The sequence below is a fragment of the Ruegeria sp. G10 genome (assembly GCF_056533645.1).
The window spans coordinates 38,362-57,832 of the sequence record NZ_JBQFOQ010000017.1; the positions used below are offsets into that span (position 1 = coordinate 38,362).

The following is a 19,471-nucleotide window of genomic DNA, read 5'->3' on the forward strand; positions in this document are numbered from 1 at the left end:
TCGGGCGACTCAAAGCGGCAAATCGACCGGCTGCAACCGTTCTGCAGTCGCAACCCACTTAGCCGCCGTTTGCGGGGTGAACTTGGGACGCCGCGTGCCGGAACGACGCTGAACGGATGCGTCGTGTCAGCTCTCCAGCTCAGAGGAAATGTCTTCAGCTATTACCCGGTCTCTTGACGCGCGCATCTCTGGATCATCTGTAATCTCGGCAATACATGCCCGTTGGCGCCCGACACAAAGAGTGTAAAGAGACTCAGGATCTGCGTCCTGACGCAGTTTAGTCTCAAACTCGCGCGCAGCAGGCACTTGATGCGTGATCCAGTTTTCCGGCGATCTGCCGCGCATCCGCGCGTGGTTTGGTCTTATCATGTCGCCCTCAACTCAGTTTGGTGCGCGTCGATCTGTGCCAGCTTGCTACGCCTTTGCGTTCGGTATGTACCTTAGATCACGCCAACCCTGTGCCAGAGACGTTTTATTCCCTCCGTCTCCGGCTGGCTTTCTGGACGCCCCCGCCACGATCCACTAGAGTTTTCAAAAAATAAACCGCTTTAGGTCTACCAAAGCGAACCGCGGCGAGGTTTCAGAGCGTGACATGACAGAGCTTCATCAAATCGGCATGCTGTGGATGCGCGGCTCGCTGAGCTTTCTTGAGCAGCTTTGCGTGCAGTCTTTCCTCGATGCGGGGCACCACACGATCCTCTATACTTACGAGGACGTCGATCGCGTGCCAGACGGGGTCGAGTTTCGCGACGCCGCCGACATCCTGCCGGAAACCGGATTTCTGGTGCATGAGCGCACAGGCTCGCCAGCACTGCATTCCGATCTGTTCCGATATCACATGCTGCACGGCGCGGATCGGGTGATCTGGGCCGACACGGACGCCTATTGTCGCAAGCCGTTCGTCACCGAGACCGGGCATTTCTTTGGCTGGGAAAGCAAGAAACACATCAATGGCGGCGTGTTGGGCCTGCCCCGCGACAGCGCGGCGCTGGGCCTGCTGCTGGATCATTGCTCGGACGAGTTTGCCATTCCCACATGGTATGGCGAGGATTACGTCAAAGAGCTGGAGGAGAAGAAAGCGGCCGGAAACCCGGTCCATGCGGGCGAACAGCCGTGGGGGGTCTGGGGGCCCCATGCGGTGTCTCACTTCCTGCACAAGACGGGCGAGGATCGCTATGCGTTCGCGCAGGAGGGGCTGTATCCCTACACGTTCAAAGACCGGCGCAAGATCGTCAAACCCAACAACCGGATCAGCGACTACGTCACCGACAACACCTATTCGGTGCACCTTTACGGGCGGCGGATGCGCAAGTTTCTGGCCGAGCAATACAAAGGCCTACCCGATCCGACCGGCCTGCTTGGACAGCTGCTGATCAAGCACAAGATCAACCCGCTGGATGCGCCCTTGCGCGATTATCCGAACCCCGATCCCGACAGCGCCTTTGCCCGAGTGTTCCGGGACGAAATCGGCGGCAAGCAATATGCCGCGGCCACGCCCACAACCCGGGATGCGGCACCGCTCAACTCGGTGGTCGGTGTGACAACGATGAAGAACGAAGGTCCCTATATTCTGGACTGGGTCGCCTATCACCTGTGGCTGGGGTTCACCCATTTCCTGATTTACACCAACGACTGTTCGGACGGCACGGATGAGATTCTGGACCTTCTGGCCCAACAGGGGCTGGTCACCCGCGTCGACAACCCCGCGCGCATCGACAAGGGCGAGCGCCCGCAGCGCGTGGCACTGGCGCTGGCGCAGGATCATCCGGTAATCCAGTCGGCGGATGCCTACATGGTGTTCGACGTCGATGAATATATCAACATCCACACGCCCGAGGGCACGTTGCGATCGCTGATGGAGGCCACCGGCAACCCCGAGATGATCTCGATGACCTGGCGATTTTTTGGCTGTTCCGGCGTGGCCGATTTCGACGACAGCCCGGTGCCACTGCAATTCGACCGCTGCGCCCCGCTCAAAGTGCGGTTTCCCCATCACAACTGGGGTTTCAAGACCTTTGCGCGCAGGCCGTCAAGCTATTCGAAATTCGGCATCCACCGCCCGCTGAACCCCAGCACAGATACCATGCCCCACTGGGTCAACGGATCAGGCACCCAGATGCCGGACCGGTATCATGAGAAAGGCTGGCGGTCATCGCTGGAAAGCTGGGGCTATGATCTGGTGACGCTGAACCATTACTCGATCCGCTCGCTGGACAGCTATCTGGTCAAGCGTGACCGGGGACGCACCAACCACATCAACCGCGAACAGGGCATCGGGTATTGGAACATCCATAACCGCAATGACGAACAGGACGGGTCGATCCGCACCCATTTCGAAAAGGCCCGGCCGCTGCGCGTCAGCCTGATCTCGGACCCGCGGTTGGCCGAATTGCACGCGGCAAGCTGCAACTGGCACCGGGCGCGCGCCAACGCGTTGAAGGACCTGCCCGAGTACAATCAGCTTTATCAAATCCTGTCTCAGGATATCCTGTCGCATCGCGTTTCAGACGAGGTCCAGCCAGATTTTGCACCGCTGACGCCCGCCACGCTGACCGGCTCGCCCTTTGTCAGCAAAGCACGCAAGCCGCCAATGCCGGATGAGGATATTCCGCAGACCCAGTCTCATCCCATCTTGTTGGGGGCCGACGCGCAGGAGGCTTACGAGAGTGTCCGCAAACGGGCCGAGACACTGTTTTCGCCGCTTGCACCCGCGACCCCGCTGTCGCGCGACAGGATCACCCTTGTCACCACGATGCGGAACGAAGCCCCCTTTGTGCTGGAATGGGTCGCCTATCACCGCTCGATCGGAGTGACGGATTTCCTGATCTACACCAATGACTGCACCGATGAGACGGTCGCGTTGCTGGACCGGCTGCAGGCGCTGGGATATGTGACGCGGCTGGACAATCCGTTCAAGGCCGACAAGGGACAGAAGCCGCAGCGCGGTGCGCTGAACCATGCGATCACTCATCCTCTGATCTCAGAGGCGGATTGGTATATGTGCATGGATTGTGACGAATTCATCAATATCCATGTGGGCGAGGGCACCCTGCCGGACCTGTTTGCCGCGATGAACGAACCCAACCTGATCTCGATGACCTGGAAGCTGTTCGGCAATGCAGGCGTCACCGATTTCCAGGATAGCTGGATCATCGAGACCTTTGATCGCTGCGCGCCGCAATTCATCCCGAAACCACGCATGGGCTGGGGTTTCAAGACGCTGGTCCATAAATCCGCGCCTTACGGCAAGATCGGCGTTCACCGACCGCTGGACCCGGATCACGAGCGCCTCTCTGAGGTGCGCTGGGTCAATGGCGCGGGACGCGAGATGCCGCAGCAGGTCCATGCCTCGAACAGTTGGCGGTCGACCAAGCGGTCGCTGGGCTATGATATGGTGACGCTGAACCATTACACCCTGCGATCCGCCGACAGCTATTTGGTCAAGCGGGATCGGGGCCGGGTGAACCATGTGGATGAGGACATGGGCGGCTATTACTGGGATCGCCGGAACTATAACAGTGAACGCGATGATCGTATCTGCCGGCACGTGCCGCGCGCCCGCGCGGAACTGGACCGGATGATGGCAGACCCGCAGGTTGCAGCGCTGCACCGATCCGGCGTCGAGACGCATAAGCGCAAGGTGGCAGAACTGAAGGCGCTGCCCGAATATGCGCAGCTCTATGCAAAGATATCCGCGCCCGACCAGCCGGACGCGATTTTCATGCCCGAACGCACCGAAGCTGAGGTCGCCGACTAGCGCTGTTTCTCGGCGTGGATCGCCTGACGGATCGACATCAGTTGGCCCCACATCCGCCGCTGGGTGCTCATCGGCAGTACGCGGGTGGGGCCGATCTGGCAGATGCGGGCATAGGTGTAGAACATATCCGATTGCTGCAGCAGCGCCCGGATTCGTGCCTGTCGCCATGCGACGGCCCGGATGTGCAGCCGGTCCAGCTCGGGGTCAGCGCGCAACTCGGCGATGCCTTGGGCAATGGCATCAGCGTGGCGCAGGATCGCGGTATCCTCGACCTGATTGAAATCGCGGTCGATCCAATAGGCCAGATCAATCGGATCCTCGCTGTGATTTGGGCGGCCCCGTTCGGCCTTGACCAGATAGTTCTCGACCGCGCCCAGCGCATAATGGTTCAGCTGCGCCAGCCCGTATCGGGAGGCGACGCTGGGGATCACCGTGCCTGGGACGGCGGGGGCCGGGTCGCCATTGCCGTCGACCATGGTGAAGGCAGCGCCCTCCTGCAATCGGGGCCGGTGGACGCCCAACCGGTCCAGCCGGTGATCGGCGCGAAACAGGGTCTTGAACTGCACCGCGCGCCACGGCCACAGCAGCGTTTCGGGGGCGGCGCGTGTGAACAGACCCGTCACCGGCTGATCCTGAAAACCCACCTGCTGATTATGCCCGAACATGCGCCACGGCACCGCAAACGCATCCGCATCAGGGCGCGCAGCAATGAGGTCGGTGATCTGGCCGTCGCCTTCATGAATGCACAGAAACTCATCCACGTCCGAGACGAGAATCCAGTCGGCCTGCTCCACCAGCCGATGGTTCGAGGCGCGGCTGAGCGCCTGCCATTGCACCGTCTTCTTGCCCTTGCGCGGGTTGGGCTTGTGGCAGATGATCTTCAACGCGTGCAAACGGTCCAGAATGGCGTCGGTGCCATCGTCGCAATCATTGCTGAAGATCAGGAAATCGCTCACGCCGATGGCGCGGTGATAGGCGATCCATTCCAGAATGAACGGCCCCTCATTGCGCATCGAGGTTACGATCAGGCAGCGCGGTCCGCTCACGTCAATACGCCGCCTCTGATGCTTCAGGCAGCAGCAGGCTCAGCTCGCCTTCCGGGAAATTTTCGAAGGACAGATCCCATGCCGCTCCGGGCCAGAGCAGTTGCAGCTGCTTTTTCGCTGGCCGGTAGACAGCGGTGTAAAGCGTGCCAAAGCCGGATTTGAACGCGGTGGAATAGAGCGGCGGGCGCAGGAAGGCGTCGATGAACCGTTTCTCGCTTTCGGGGTGCTGGTTCAGGCGGTTCAGCAGGAACCGTTCGCGTTCGACTGTCGCGGTGAACCGCGCGTGTTTGGACCATTCCACATGGCCCTGATGGTTCGTCGCCACCGGGACGTCCGAGATCTGCGGATGCCGGTCGGGGGCAAGATACACCGTGCTGTGGTTATACTTCGCGTCTAGAACGGTGACGTTGTAACTCATGTGGCAGGGGATGCGGCATAGGGCGTCAACCGCCTGGGCCGTGGTCTCGCAGGTCTGCAGCACATAGCGCAGGATCAAGGGCACGCCGAACCCGTCGCCGACCTCGCGTCGCCCGCCGAAGGTCAGGGATACGGTCAGACCGGCATCATTTATCCCGTCGAGCAGGCCCAGAATGCCGTCGCTCATCCCGATCACGCCGCGCCCGTCCCAGCGGGTTTTCAGCATCGCCGCATCGAAGGTTTTCGGGTGATAGTCATAGTTGCGCACCAGAAACGGCGTCTTGCCGCGCCAGATCGCCTGGCTGCAGCCCGACAGGTATTTCGGCGGGCAATAGAAGCTGAGGAACCGCGCCTGACTGTCGCTGCCGCCGACCAGTTCGACCACCTGTTCATAGAGCGGCATGATCTCGGGCATGTGGCGTTCCAGCGCGCGCAGGCATTCACGATAGGTGGGGCGGGCCGAATACCCCTCTTTCGCCCACCACTTACGGTAGGCGGGCCAGTATTCGGCAAACAGCCCGGCCAGCTTTGGACCGGGCTGCGCCTCATCGATTGAGCGAAATACAAGCGCCATGGGGCTTTCTACATGATTTTGAACGCGGGGTCTTCCATCGGTTGCGCCGCGGGCAGCGGTTCGGCCGCATAGGCCGAGGTGATGCCGTGAATCCATTTGCGTGACTTGTCGGTCAGCTTGAAACCCTTGGTCATCGACCGGCCCCGCGTCACCAGAATACCCAGATCGGCCCCTTCATAGCGGTAATCGCCGACATTCGAGATGCGCAGGAAGAACGCTTCATTCTCGCCCACCGCACGGCGGTGATAGTCGAAGCGGTCGAACACGACGCGGCCATCTTCCAGCATCTTGTAGATGCCCGATTGCGGCGCCTGCGTGATGCGGTCGACGCTGTCATCGGTGTGCTTGATCACCATCTGCGACCAGCTGTCGATCATGTCCGGGTCGGCCCAGCGGGCATTGAGTTCCTCGACATCCAGTTGGAAGGGCTTCTTCGAGAACTCCAGCAGGTGGAACAGGAACAGCGGCGCATCCGCATGGGCAAAAGCGGCGTGGTTGGTCATCGAACTGGCCCCGGTGATGCGGGGGTTGAGCTCTCCCAGCCACAGCTCGCCGGTCTTCTTGTCGATCAGGAAATCGAGTTCGAAATAGCCGCGATAGCCGGATTTGCGGAGTTCCTCGCCGAACTGGAACGTCAATTGCCGCGCCTGTTCGCGGGCTTTGGGCGGGAACGCGGTCGAGAAGATTTCGTTCCCGCACCAGCCGCCGCGATAGGGGGTGAGTTCCTTGAAGCCCACAAGCTCGGTCATCAGCGGGCCCACAATCGTGCCTTCGGACGTGGCACAGGCCTCGATCGCCGCACCGCGACAGTCGATCCGCTTCATGATCTTGATCTCGCCCTCGCCGACGATCTCGTCCTTGTGCTTGTTGAAATCGGCCTCGGACTTGATGAAGAACGTCGTGTGGCCGCTGTCGCCAAAGGCCGATTGCAACACCAGATCATGCCCCAGCCCGGCCTTGTCGCAGATTTTCTTCAGGTGATCATAGCTTTTGACCACACTCAGCGTATTGGGCACAGACGGCACACCCGCCTTGTTGCCAATACGGACCGTTTCGATCTTGTTGTCGCATTTGGTGCGCAGCTTGGCCTTGGGGAACCACAGCTGACCGCCCAGCTCCTTGACCAGCTTCTCGGTCGTTTCATCAAACATCAGGAACACAAACTTCGGCTTGCCGCCGCGCCGCTTGATCAGGTCGATGACCTCTTTGTGCTGCAGCAAATAGTTGTTGATGTCCTCGATCGACTGGAATTCGTCATGCGGCATCTCGGAAGGCACGAACACGTTCGGATGCCGCCCGTCAAAGCAATCCATGTAGCAGATATAGGTGAAATTCATCACCCATTCATCCAGCCCCAACAGGTTGAAATTGGTCGCCGACACGAAATAGATCGGGTCCTTGTTGGTATGGAAATACCGGCGGATTTCCGAGATGTTCTTCAGCACCTTCTTTGGCATATGGTCCTCCCAGTCCCTTATGTTTTCTTGACTGATTTCAAAGCGTCTTCGGTGAAAATGCGCAGGCCCAGATCGGCGCGGAAACCGTGGATTTCCGACACGTCCAGCTCTTGCATAAATTTCAGAATCTCGGGGCTAATCACCTGCCCCGGCACCAGAATGGGAAAGCCCGGCGGATATGGGATCACGAAAGTGGCCGAGACCATTTCCTCGCCCGCTTCCAGCCGCTCCAGCATGTCCTTGTCGGGTTCCACGTAATCGCAATTATCCTCGTCATAAGACAGGAAGAACGCGGTGCGGATGTCTCCGGCCTCGGTGCCGTCAACACAGCGGAACGCGTCGTGGAAGCGGCTGAAATCCGGCAGCGGCGGGACGTGTTCGCTGAGGTTCTTGACGCGTTTTTCGAAGGCGCGCTTTTCCATCTTGGACGCGTCGTCCATCAGGTCGTCCAGTTCCTTGGCAATCTCGACCAGAACCTCGATCAGATACGCGACCGAACTGCGCGTGGTACCGATATTGGTCATGAACAGCACGGTATTGCGCGAGGTCTTGTTGATCTGGATGCCGTATTTATCCATCAGGATCTTGGTCTTGAACGTATCGCCATCCCAGCCCGTCGCACCCACATGCAAGGTGATGCGGGTGGCATCCAGAACGAATTCGTCCTTGGCCCAGCAATCCCAGACGTCTGCCCAGCCCTGATCGGGATCGAAATAGCTGGTCATGCCGCTTTCGCGGTATTCTTCGGGGATCATGTCGCCCGCCGTGACCAGCCGGAAGTATTTCCTGAGCAGCGGATGGGTCGTAACCGCCCTTCGGATCGCCATGGCGCTTTCGACTTGTCGCTGGACGAACTCATAGCCTTCGATCTCGACCTGCCTGCGGCCCACATCCAGCGATGCAATGATCTGATAGTTGGGCGAGGTCGAAGTGTGGGTCATGTAGGCCTCGTGAAAGGCCTCTTCCACCGCGCCTTTGAACTGCTGGTCGTTGACGTGGATCATCGAGCCCTGCCGCAGCGCGGTCAGCGTCTTATGCGTGGATTGCGTGGCATAGACCCTAACCCGCGCGTCCGGCGGCGCGATCAGGCGGGTGTTCAGCAATGTCTCATCATCCGCGCCTTCCAACTCGGCCTGCTGGGCGGCGTAAGCTTCGGCGTGCTCAGCGGTACGGAATTGTTCACGCAACAGGTTGGCGGAACGCATGGCGGTGCGCACGCGGGTGTTGGGGGCGAAACGGGCATAGCCGAACCAGGCCTCATCCCACAGAAACACAAGGTCTTTCTTGATCGCCAGACATTCCTGCATCACGCGTTGGACGTTGTAGACGATACCGTCAAAGGTGCAGTTGGTCAGCAGTACCATACGCACCTGATCCAGCTTGCCTTCGGCCTTCAGAGTCAGCAGCTTGTGCTTGATCTCGCGGATCGGCACCGCGCCGTACATCGAGTAGTCATGCAGCGGGTAACTGTCCATATAGACCACGCTCGCCCCTGCCAGAACCATGCCGTAATGGTGCGATTTGTGACAGTCGCGGTCGACCAGCACGATGTCGCCGGGTCGGACCAGCGCCTGCACCACGATCTTGTTGCAGGTCGAGGTGCCGTTGGTGGCAAAAAAGGTCTGTTTTGACCCGAATGCGCGGGCGGCGGCCTCTTGCGCCTCTTTGATCGGACCACGGGGTTCCAACAGGGAATCCAGCCCGCCCGAGGTGGCCGAGGTTTCTGCCATGAAGATGTTCGAGCCGTAAAACGCCCCCATATCCTGAATCCAATGGCTGCGGCTGATGGATTTGCCGCGGCTGATCGGCATCGCATGGAATACGCCGGTGGGCTGTTTGGAATATTCTTTCAGCGCCGTGAAGAAAGGTGTTTTGTACCGCCGTTGCACCCCGCGCAGGATGTTCAGGTGTAGTTCCAGAAAGTCTTCCTGATTGTAGAAAACCCGCCGACACAGACCCAGATCAAGACCCGCAATATCCTCGGCGGATCGGTCGGTGATCAGGTAGGCATCCAGTTCCGGGCGCAGCATGCCGATCCGGCGGCAGGTCTCGGGGCCATATTCCGAAGGGGACAGCGCATCCAGATCAGCCCCTTCGCCATAAAGGCTGATATAGCGCCCAAGCACATTGGTTTCGTTCTTGGATTTCAGGCTGAGGCCCGGGCGAACGATGACCGCCTGCACATTCTGGTTGAACAGGACCCCGATCAACGCGTCCTCGACACTGGGGACCACAACGGTCTCGTAGATGAACGGGTCTTCGCTGCGGCGCATCCGCTGCAGGCTGGATTGCAGGAACCGTTCCTGATGTTCGTTGACGTTGTCAACGATCATCACCTCAAAATAAGGCCGCCCCAGCGCACGGGCCTCGTGGCTTTGGGCCGCTTCATCCTCGAACTCATCTCCTTCGGTTTCATCCGCGATCAAAGGGATCGAGCGGCGGCGATAAGCCCCCGAGGTCAGTGCCCGCGAGACCCGGCGCACAGCAGTCGAGAAATCTGCGAAGTTACCGTGATCCAGCAACCGGCGCAGATAATCAAAAGCCGACCCGCCGGGAAAGGCAAAATACACCTCGATCGGGGCCAGCGCCCGAAGCAATTGCCGTGCCCGGTCCCGATCCTTTTCGCTGGCGTTCTGGTCCAGAGATTCCGCAGTTTCCCGCAGCGCGCTCCATCGGTCTGCCCTCAGTTGTGAGGCGCTGTAATAGTCCGAGATGGTGTGGAGCTTTTCGCTGTCGGATAAGCCGTGCATGAAATCCTTGTCCTTTCTGCCGATACCGAAAAGCTGCCCCGGTATCAGTCTGTCCCTGAGCGCCCTTTGTAGAGATAGAGATTATCGGGCTTCTTCGCGGCGTCTTCATTATATCCCAGCGCCGTTCTGGGGTCGGATGCAGCAACGCCTGCCACGTCGCCTTTTTGCGGAATGCGCAGCGGGCCAAGCGTGTGCAGATAGGCATCCGCACCACTGTTGCGGTCATAGACCGGGAAATCCGCCTCGCGGTCGCGGAAGCTTTTGAGGACCTGACCCAGACCTTTCAACCCGACCTCGCGCTGGCGGCGGACCTGATCCAGATCGATCTCGATGGGGAAGATATCCTCTTGCCCCGCCGACTGGTGCAGCACGGTTGCCGAAGGATCGACCACCAGCGAGCGGCCCACACCGCCTGCGGCCAGCCCGTTCACGTCGAACACGTAGCACTGGAACTGTGCAGCCGTGGCCTTGGCGATCGACAGCTCGGCCTCGCGGTCGGTGGTGCCGGTCAGAACCGGGTGCAGCAGAACCTCGACCCCCTGGCTGGTCAGGTGGCGGGTGGTTTCGGGGAACCAGATGTCATAGCAGATCGACAGACCGAACCGGCCCACATCCGGGACATCAAAGATGCAGAACTCGGTGCCAGACGAGATACTCTGCTCATAGGGCTTGAACGGAAACATCTTGGAATATTTCGAGACGATCTCACCATCCGGGTTGATCACCACCGAGGTGTTGAAAATCCGCCCGTCCTCGTGCTTTTCGAACATCGAGCCGGGGATCAGCCAGATGCCATAGCGCCGCGCGGCATCCTGAAACCGCGACAGGTCGTCATTGGGGAAGGGCTGGGCAAACCGGTCAAGCGGGCCGTAAGGGGCCAGTTCGCTGAACAGCGCCATCTGAGTCCAGGGGAACCGCGCCATCATCACATCGATCCGATGCAGCATCGCCTCGACATTCGAATGCATGGCGCCGACATGCATCTGGATTCCGGTTATCGCAAAGGGGGTCATTTTTCGTTTCTTCTCTTTTTCTTGCCGATTGCGACTGCCGTGGTGATCCGGCGTTCTTCATCGGAACATAAAACCGCGTGTTCGCGCAAGCCCACTGTCCGCAGGCGATTGATTTATCCGGCCTCTTCCTCGGCGACGTCCTCGCCGAGCGGTTCCACAAAGTCGATGTCGTTACGAACCCAGAAGAACCGGAAGCCACAACTGCGCAGCCATTTTTCCAACCGGTCCAGACTGGACCATTCCCGGCGCAGACCGCGCGTGGATTCGACCAGCGCCCATTGGCCATCGACCAGAAAGTAGACTGTCCAGGTGTTGGGATGCGCCGACTGGTTGGCAAAACCGCCGCTGACCACTTCGCGCGCGGTGCGCACGGCGACCGGATAGTCTCCGATCCGGTTTTCAGCGGCGAGGATGGCCAGATCGTTCTGGCGGATCGTGAAAGTGGGAAGGGGTGCGTCGTTCATGATTTGCCTGTTAAAGAACACACCCATTCCGGTACCTCACGATCCGTCTTCTGATCAACCTCTGACGGGCTCACGCGGCCGCGGTCTGTTCAGCCGCCTCAGTGGTTTCGACCACAGCTTCGGCGTCTTGATCCTGAATCGCCTGGAACAGCGCCTTGCGGCGCTCGCTGATGTCTTCGGATTTCAGGTTCTCGATGCGTGTCGCCAGCGTCCAGATATGGCCGAACGGGTCGGCAACGGTGGCGCAACGTTCGCCCCAATAGGTATCGTTTGCATCCGCGATCAGGGTCGAGCCATTTTCCAGAGCGTTTGTCAGCGTGGTATCCACGTCCTCGACATACATATGATGACCAACCGGAATCACGGTGCCGGGAACGGTCGGGACATGCGCGCCCCAGCCGGCGGTGACGAACAGCATCGAATTGCCGATCTTGATGGCGGCAAAGCCGGGGGCCTCTTCCGCATCATAGGCCTGAATCTTGGCGTCAAAGGCTTTTTCATAAAAGGCCAGCGCCGCAGGAACATCGGCAACGGCAAGCGATGCGGTGCAGGTGCGATAGCCGCGGGGCAGGGTGGCAGGCTTCTTTTTCATAACTCAAATCTCCGAATTGGGCGGGGGTTGCCCGTTGGAACATGCGGGGAAACTCCCGCACTATGCACCATACTGTGGATCAACTCGGCGAATATTGCAACACTATGATGCATAGTGCTGAGATTTCCGTGCTGAAGGTCAGAATGTCGGGGGGGTACAGGCGCTGACGATACGGCATTTTTCCGGGCCCACCTGCCGGAACCGGTGCGGCGTGCGGCTGTCAAAGTAATAAGCATCCCCCGGCCCCAACACTTTGCGCTGATCGCCCACCGTGACCTCGACGCGGCCTGAGATCACGATGCCGCCCTCTTCGGCCTCGTGCCCATACATCACCCGGCCCGTGTCCGCGCCCAGATCATAGGTCTCCTGCAGGATCATCATCGCGCGGCCATAAAGGTTCGAGCCCACCTGCCGCAGCGACAGCCCGCCCTTGCCGATCTCGGTCAGGTCTTCGGCGGCGTAGAACACGGTCTGTTCGCTTTCGATCTCAAACGAGAAGAAATCGGACATGCTGATCGGAATGCCCTGCAAAATCCGCCGCAGCGCCCCGACCGAGGGGTTCATCTTGCCCGACTCGATCAGCGAAATGGTCGAGTTCGGTACATCCGATTTCTTAGCCAGCGCCCGCTGCGACAGGCCCGCGCGTTCGCGCAGGGTCCGCAGGCGTAATCCAAGGGTCAGATCATCCTGATTGGCGTTCTTCATGTTCACTATCCGCATCACTTGAGGGGTGCCGGGACCGTAAATCAAGGGCTTATGATTCACAAGAAACAGGCTTTCGCCTGAGGCTGTGGGCATTACAGTCGCGCGGTCAGATTTGCGGGCACGCGCCCGATAACCCGAAAGGACGCAAGATGCTGAATGCTCAGATTGCTGAACGCCGCAACACCTCGATCGCGCAGGGCGTGGGAATGCAGACGCAGGTCTATGTGGACCGCGCCGCAAACTCCGAGGTGTGGGATGTCGAGGGCAAGCGCTATATTGATTTCGCCGCAGGCATCGCCGTTGTGAATACCGGGCATTGCCACCCCAAGGTGATGGAAGCGGTGCAAAAGCAGGCCGCGAACTTCACCCATACCTGCCATCAGGTTTTGCCCTACGAAAATTACATCCGTCTGGCCGAGCGTCTGAACGAGAAGGTGCCGGGCGATTTCACCAAGAAAACCGTCTTTGTGACCACCGGTGCCGAGGCGGTTGAGAATGCCGTCAAGATCGCCCGCGCCGCAACTGGCCGCCCTGCCGTGATTGCCTTTGGCGGTGGTTTCCATGGCCGGACGTTTATGGGCATGTCCCTGACCGGCAAGGTGCAGCCCTATAAGGCTGGCTTTGGCGCAATGATGCCCGACACCTATCACGTGCCCTTCCCGGTCGAATTGCACGGCACCTCGACCGAAGATTCGCTGGGCGCGCTGACCAAGCTGTTCAAGGCCGATCTGGACCCGGGCCGTGTGGCCGCGATCATCATCGAGCCGGTTCAGGGCGAAGGCGGCTTCTACCCCGCGCCAGCCGAACTGATGCGCGGTCTGCGCGCGCTGTGTGACGAACACGGTATCGTTCTGATCGCGGACGAAGTGCAGACCGGTTTCGCCCGCACCGGCAATCTGTTTGCGATGGATGCCTATGACGTAGCCGCCGACATCACCACCATGGCCAAAGGTTTGGCGGGCGGTCTACCTCTCGCCGCTGTCACAGGACGCGCCGACCTGATGGATGCCGCGCAACCCGGCGGTCTGGGCGGCACTTATGGCGGCAACCCGCTGGGCATCGCCGCAGCCCATGCGGTGATGGATGTGATCGAGGAAGAAGACCTGTGCGCCCGCGCCAACGAGATGGGCTCGCGCCTGAAACAGCGTCTGGAATCGATCCGCGCCCGCACGCCCGAAATCGTCGACATCCGCGGCCCCGGTTTCATGATCGCGGCCGAGTTCAACACCACCGACGGCAGCGCCCCGAACCCCGACATGGCCAACGCCGTGCGCGCCGAGGCGCTCAAGCGCGGATTGATCCTGCTGACATGCGGCGTATATGGAAACGTAATCCGTTTCCTCGCGCCGCTGACGGTGCAGGACGAGATCTTCGCCGAGGCGATGGATATCCTCGAAGCCTCGGTCGACGCTGCCAAAGGAGCCTGAACATGCTGGATACCAAAGTGACCAAGCTGGAGCTGAAAGATCCCAGCCTTCTGGAAACCCGCGCCTATATCAACGGCGAATGGATCGAGGGTGAGGCGACGTTCCCCGTCTACAACCCCGCCACGGGTGATCTGATCGCCAACGTGACCGATGTCAGCATCGAAGGGACCGCGCAGACCATCGACGCCGCTTACGCTGCGAAGAAGGAATGGGCCGCGCAGACCGGCAAGGAACGCGGCGCGATCCTGCGCAAATGGTTCGATCTGATGGTTGAAAACGCCGACGATCTGGCCACCATTCTGACTGCCGAGATGGGCAAGCCCTGGCCCGAGGCACGGGGTGAGGTGCTGTATGGCGCGTCCTTCATCGAGTGGTTCTCGGAAGAGGCCAAGCGCGTCTATGGCGACGTCATCCCCGGCCACCAGCGCGACAAGCGCATCGTGGTTCTGAAACAGCCCGTTGGTGTGGTGGGTTCGATCACCCCGTGGAACTTCCCCAACGCGATGATCGCGCGCAAAGTCGGCCCGGCGCTGGCGGTGGGCTGTACCTTTGTGGCGCGCCCCGCAACGCTGACGCCGCTGTCGGCGCTGGCGATGGCGGTGCTGGGCGAGCGCGCGGGTATCCCGGCGGGTGTGCTCAACGTCATTCCGGGCACTGACAGCTCGGGCGTGGGCAATGAGCTCTGCACCAATGACAAGGTCGCCAAGATCACCTTCACCGGTTCAACCCGCGTGGGCCAGATCCTGATGCGTCAGGCGGCGGGCACGATCAAGAAGATGTCGCTGGAACTGGGTGGCAACGCGCCCTTCATCGTCTTCGACGACGCCGATGTGGATGCCGCCGTCGACGGCGCGATGATCGCCAAGTTCCGCAATAATGGCCAGACCTGCGTCTGCGCCAACCGCATCTATGTTCAGGCGGGCGTCTATGACGAGTTCGCCGCCAAGCTGGCCGAAAAGACCAAAGGTCTCAACATTGGCAACGGGTTTGCCGATGGCGTCACCACGGGCCCGCTGATCAATCAGGCAGCGGTCGACAAGGTCGAGGAACATATCTCAGACGCGGTGTCCAAAGGCGCAACCGTCACTTTGGGCGGTAAACGCTCGGATCTGGGCGGCACGTTCTTTGAGCCCACCGTTCTGACTGGCGTGACCCCCGACATGGTGGTGGCGAAGGATGAAACCTTTGGCCCCGTCGCGCCCCTGTTCAAGTTCGAGGACGAGGATGACGTCGTCGCCATGGCCAATGACAGCGAGTTCGGTCTGGCCTCATACTTCTACAGCCGCGATCTGGCGCGCGTCTGGCGCGTGGCCGAAGGGCTGGAATCGGGAATGGTGGGTATCAACACCGGCCTGATTTCGACCGAGGTCGCGCCGTTCGGCGGCGTCAAACAATCCGGTCTGGGCCGTGAAGGGTCGAAATACGGGACCGAGGATTTCCTTGAGATCAAGTATCTCTGCATGGGCGAAATCCATTAAACCGGCCCAGGGTAGCTGAAGTTCAACGCACCCGCAGTCCGCTGCGGGTGCTTTTCTTTTCAGACCGATGCGTGCCCGCGCAAACGGACCACCAAAGGCATCATCGCCAGCACCAGAGCGGCCGAGAAAAAGAACGGTGCGCCGGGCAGGTAAATCCCCTCGCCATCGACCGATGCCTGAAACAGGCCGGTCATCACCAGGGGCGACAGAACCGCAGCAACGGATGAAAGTGACGCGATGACGCCCTGCACCACGCCCTGTCGGTCTTCGTCCGCCTGGTTCGAGGCCATTGCGGTCATCAGTGCGGGCACGAGATCAGACAATGCGGCCAGCAACAAAAAGACCACTAGGGCCGTGACCGTCGCCGTGAACCCAAAGCCGATCATGCCGATCAGCGCCGAAATCATACCCAGCATCAGGGTCCGGTAATCGCCGATCCACCTGATGAAGACCGGCATCAGCCCGCCCTGAACGATGGCCAGCAATACGCCATAGGCCGCAAGCGACAGGCCGATATAAAGCGTGGGCCAGTCGAACACCTCGCGCGTCCAGAACGCCCATAGGGTCGGGTAGACCATGTTGGCGAACTCGAAGATGAAGATGCACAGCAGCGGCACCGCCAGACCCGGAAACCGGAAGGCGTCAAAGATCGATTTGAACGGGTTCAGATCGCGTTTTCCAAAGGGGCGGCGCTTCTCGGGCGTCAGGCTTTCGGGCAGGACAAACACGCCGAACAGAGCATTGGCCGCCGACAGCGCGGCTGCAATCCAGAACGGTGCGGCGATGCTGATCTCGGCCGCAAGCCCTCCAATCGCAGGTCCGAGGACAAACCCGATCCCGAATGCCGCGCCGATCAACCCGAAGTTCTTGGCTTTCTCGGTTGGTGACGAGATGTCGGCAATATAGGCCGTCGCGGTGATGTAGGTCGCCCCAGCCAGACCCGCCAGCGTTCGCCCGAGCAGAAGCAGCCAGAAGCTGTCCGCCAGCGCCATGATCACATAGTCCAGCGCCAGCATGACCAAGGCGGCAATCAGGATGGGCCTGCGGCCAATGGCATCCGAGATGCTGCCGACGATAGGGCCGCACAGGAACAACGCCCCGGCATAGGCCGCCATCAGCAGCCCGCCCCAGAAAGCGCCCTGCCCGGTATCGCCAGCGCCAACCCGGTCCATCAGGTCCGGCATGATCGGGAACACGATGCCGATGCCGATGGCATCGAGCATCAGAGTGATCAGAATAAAGGCGATGGCGCGGTTCTTGAACATATCGCCCTATCGGACGGGCGGATACGTAAAGCAAGTGAAAAGGGCCGCTTAGGACATCCCGAATGTCCCACGCGGCCCTTCCCGGATTTATATGTGTTGGTGCATGGAGCGTTTGTCTGCCTCGGGAGCCGGAAACTTTGAAAGTTTCCGGCCCGATTTCATTCTATGAAATCGGTTCCCGCTGCTACTGCCCCAGGGCCACACCTTCACGGCGCGGATCCGCAGCCCCGATCAGCTGACCATCCTTGATCAGGATCGCGTGCAGACCCGAGTTCAGGTCGGCCGCCTTGACCTCATGCCCTTTCGCGGCAAGCGCATCGAGGAAATCGGCGGCAGCGGTTTCCTGTTCCACCTCCATGCTTGATCCGTTGCGGTGCACGAAGTGGCCGGTCTCGATGGCGTCCTGCGGGTCCATGTCCCAGTCGAGGATCGCGATGATGGTCTTGGCCACATAGTTGATGATGCGGCTGCCACCGGGCGAACCGATCAGCAGATAGGGCTCACCATCTTTCATCACGATGGTCGGCGACATCGAGCTGCGCGGACGCTTGCCGCCCTCGACCCGGTTGGCCACCAGACGGTCACCATCTTTGGGCGCGCGGTCAAAGTCGGTCAGTTCGTTGTTCAGCAGGAAGCCCCGAACAAAGACACGGCTGCCAAAGAAGGTCTCAATCGTCGTGGTCATCGACAGCGCGTTGCCATACTGATCGCGGATCACGATATGGCTGGTGCCGGGACGATCCGGGTTCTGCGACGGCGCGAACAGCGCGGTGTGATCGCGCGGCGGCTCACCGGCCGAGCGCTTTTCGCTGGCCGCTGCCGGATCGATCATTTCGGACCGCAGTTTCAGGTAGTCCTTGTCCAGCAGACCTTTGACCGGAACGTCAACGAAATCACTGTCGGCCATGTAGAGCGCGCGGTCGGCATAAGCCAGCTTGGCGGCCTCGGCATACAGGTGCGCCAGCTCGGCGTTCCAGCCAGTGCTCTTGAGGTCGAAGTTGTTCAGGATACCCAGAATCTGACCCACGGTCAGACCACCCGAGGTCGGCGGGCCCATGCCGCAGACGTCATAGCCGCGATAATCGGCGCAGACGGCGGGGCGGACCTTGACCCGATAGGCAGCCATGTCTTCCAGCGTGATGTTGTTTTCAACCTTCGACGTGGAATCCACCGCAGCCACGATATCTTCGGCAATCGGGCCGTGATAGAAGGCGTTTGCCCCCTTGTCGGCCAGAATACGCAGGGTCTCGGCGAAATCGGGGTTCTTCAGCAGGGTGCCTTCGGCCAGCGGGCTGCCATCTTCGTTGAAGAAATATTCCTTGGCGCCAGGGAAGACGTCCAGATAACGTTCGCGGTCGATGGTCGACTGGATCGAGTTCGCCATGCGCGGCGACACTTCGAACCCGTTCTCGGCCTGTTCGATGGTCGACTGGAACAGCGACGCCCAGTCTTTCTTGCCATAGAGGTTATGGGTCACTTCCATCAGACGCAGGATGCCGGGCACACCCACGGCCTGCCCGCCCGAGATCGCCTCGGCAAACGGGATCTTCTCGCCTTCGGCATTCAGGAACCGTTCGGGCGTAGCTTTGGCGGGTGCCTTCTCGCGCGCGTCAAACGTGTTCAGTGTTTCGGATTCCGCGTCCCAATACAGCAGGAACGCGCCGCCACCGATGCCGGACGACTGCGGCTCGACCAGATTCAACATCAGCTGCACGGCGATCATCGCATCTGCGGCGGTGCCGCCCGCAGCCAGCACATCATAGCCCGCCTTGGCAGCAATCGGGTTGGCGGCTGAGACCATGAACTCGGTGCCGGTGACCGAATCCTTGTCCTCCCATCCGTAGCCATATTCCGGCGCGGGGTCTTGCGCGCTGGCTGTGCCAGCGACAACCCCCAGGGCCAGCGCGGCGCCGGTTCTTAGAAATGTCCTCATCATTAAATCCTCCGGGTGATGATTGACGGGTTTCCTGTTCGTTCTGCTCTTTTGGTTTTCTGTTCCCTGGTCGGGCTCGTGCTATGCCCCCGCTTTGGCCGCGCGCACCACGTAAACCGATACCTCGGAATGCCGGACCACACGGGCTGCGTTGGGACCCAAAAGATAGTCCTTGAGGTCCGGCCGATGCGCGCCGATGACAATCAGATCGCTGCCTGCTTCCTGTGCCGTGTGCAGGATTTCCTGATAGGCGGTGCCGGTCGCCACCACATGACGGACCTTGGCGTTGCGCGATTCGCCCAGAACCGACTTGCCCAGTGCCTCAAGCGCGGCCTGCGCCTTGGCGACGGCCTGTTCATGATGCTCGGGTTCAAAAAAACTTCCAACGAATGATTCACCATAGTCGGGCAATACCGTGACAACATCCAGTTGGGCCCCGTCCAGCTCGGCCAGACGCCCAGCCTGCCGCAAAACTTCGGCGTCGGTTTCGGGTTTTCCAGCATCCACAGCACAAAGGACGGATTTTGTCATGGTGTTACCTCTTGTTGTGTGGTGCGTGCGGCGCGGCCCCTTTGCAGGAAGGCGATGAGGCC

Annotated in this window: 14 protein-coding genes; 3 read left to right on the plus strand and 11 right to left on the minus strand. The window is 60.4% G+C overall.

Annotation, left to right across the window (positions count from 1 at the left end; genetic code table 11):
• Positions 1 to 592 precede the first annotated feature (592 nt).
• Complete coding sequence (locus ACR0KM_RS19870; RefSeq protein WP_480861350.1) at positions 593 to 3,757, plus strand: glycosyltransferase family 2 protein; 3,165 nt, start codon at positions 593 to 595, stop codon at positions 3,755 to 3,757.
• Here ACR0KM_RS19870 and ACR0KM_RS19875 read toward each other — a convergent pair.
• The 8 genes from ACR0KM_RS19875 to ACR0KM_RS19910 all read right to left on the minus strand — a co-directional run bounded on the left by ACR0KM_RS19875 (position 3,754) and on the right by ACR0KM_RS19910 (position 12,775).
• Complete coding sequence (locus ACR0KM_RS19875) at positions 3,754 to 4,803, minus strand: glycosyltransferase family 2 protein (RefSeq protein ID WP_480861349.1); 1,050 nt, start codon at positions 4,801 to 4,803, stop codon at positions 3,754 to 3,756. The genes ACR0KM_RS19870 and ACR0KM_RS19875 overlap by 4 nt on opposite strands.
• Before the next feature lies 1 nt (position 4,804).
• Positions 4,805 to 5,794 (minus strand): C45 family autoproteolytic acyltransferase/hydolase, encoded by a 990-nt coding sequence (locus tag ACR0KM_RS19880; protein ID WP_480861348.1) that lies wholly within the window; start codon positions 5,792 to 5,794, stop codon positions 4,805 to 4,807.
• A gap of 8 nt (positions 5,795 to 5,802) precedes the next feature.
• Positions 5,803 to 7,251, minus strand: coding sequence for a biotin carboxylase (locus tag ACR0KM_RS19885; protein ID WP_480861347.1), 1,449 nt, complete (start codon positions 7,249 to 7,251; stop codon positions 5,803 to 5,805).
• A gap of 17 nt (positions 7,252 to 7,268) precedes the next feature.
• Positions 7,269 to 10,001 (minus strand): aminotransferase class I/II-fold pyridoxal phosphate-dependent enzyme, encoded by a 2,733-nt coding sequence (locus ACR0KM_RS19890; protein WP_480861346.1) that lies wholly within the window; start codon positions 9,999 to 10,001, stop codon positions 7,269 to 7,271.
• Between the two features lie 44 nt (positions 10,002 to 10,045).
• On the minus strand, positions 10,046 to 11,014 hold the full coding sequence (locus ACR0KM_RS19895; protein ID WP_480825757.1) for a carbon-nitrogen hydrolase family protein: 969 nt from the start codon (positions 11,012 to 11,014) through the stop codon (positions 10,046 to 10,048).
• A 113-nt stretch (positions 11,015 to 11,127) separates the two neighbouring features.
• Positions 11,128 to 11,478: a hypothetical protein gene (locus ACR0KM_RS19900; RefSeq protein ID WP_480529864.1), complete on the minus strand. Its 351-nt coding sequence runs from the start codon at positions 11,476 to 11,478 to the stop codon at positions 11,128 to 11,130.
• A gap of 70 nt (positions 11,479 to 11,548) precedes the next feature.
• Entirely contained in the window at positions 11,549 to 12,070 is a 522-nt protein-coding gene (locus ACR0KM_RS19905) for a VOC family protein (RefSeq protein ID WP_480861345.1), read from the minus strand.
• A 138-nt stretch (positions 12,071 to 12,208) separates the two neighbouring features.
• Positions 12,209 to 12,775 carry a cupin domain-containing protein gene (locus ACR0KM_RS19910; RefSeq protein WP_170674640.1) on the minus strand — a complete coding sequence of 189 codons (567 nt, stop codon included), beginning with the start codon at positions 12,773 to 12,775 and terminating at the stop codon, positions 12,209 to 12,211.
• A 149-nt stretch (positions 12,776 to 12,924) separates the two neighbouring features.
• Here ACR0KM_RS19910 and ACR0KM_RS19915 point away from each other — a divergent pair, with 149 nt between their 5' ends.
• Positions 12,925 to 14,202, plus strand: a complete 1,278-nt coding sequence (locus ACR0KM_RS19915) for a 4-aminobutyrate--2-oxoglutarate transaminase (protein ID WP_480861344.1) — start codon at positions 12,925 to 12,927, stop codon at positions 14,200 to 14,202.
• A 2-nt stretch (positions 14,203 to 14,204) separates the two neighbouring features.
• Positions 14,205 to 15,680, plus strand: coding sequence for an NAD-dependent succinate-semialdehyde dehydrogenase (locus tag ACR0KM_RS19920; RefSeq protein ID WP_480861343.1), 1,476 nt, complete (start codon positions 14,205 to 14,207; stop codon positions 15,678 to 15,680).
• A gap of 59 nt (positions 15,681 to 15,739) precedes the next feature.
• On the opposite strand, the gene ACR0KM_RS19925 is transcribed toward ACR0KM_RS19920, so the two are convergent.
• From ACR0KM_RS19925 to ACR0KM_RS19935, 3 genes are all read right to left on the minus strand, one after another.
• Complete coding sequence (locus tag ACR0KM_RS19925) at positions 15,740 to 16,945, minus strand: MFS transporter (protein ID WP_480861342.1); 1,206 nt, start codon at positions 16,943 to 16,945, stop codon at positions 15,740 to 15,742.
• A gap of 184 nt (positions 16,946 to 17,129) precedes the next feature.
• Positions 17,130 to 18,881 carry a gamma-glutamyltransferase gene (ggt, locus tag ACR0KM_RS19930; protein ID WP_480861341.1) on the minus strand — a complete coding sequence of 584 codons (1,752 nt, stop codon included), beginning with the start codon at positions 18,879 to 18,881 and terminating at the stop codon, positions 17,130 to 17,132.
• Positions 18,882 to 18,959: 78 nt separating this feature from the next.
• Positions 18,960 to 19,409: a universal stress protein gene (locus ACR0KM_RS19935; protein WP_480825744.1), complete on the minus strand. Its 450-nt coding sequence runs from the start codon at positions 19,407 to 19,409 to the stop codon at positions 18,960 to 18,962.
• Between the last annotated feature and the right edge of the window lie 62 nt (positions 19,410 to 19,471).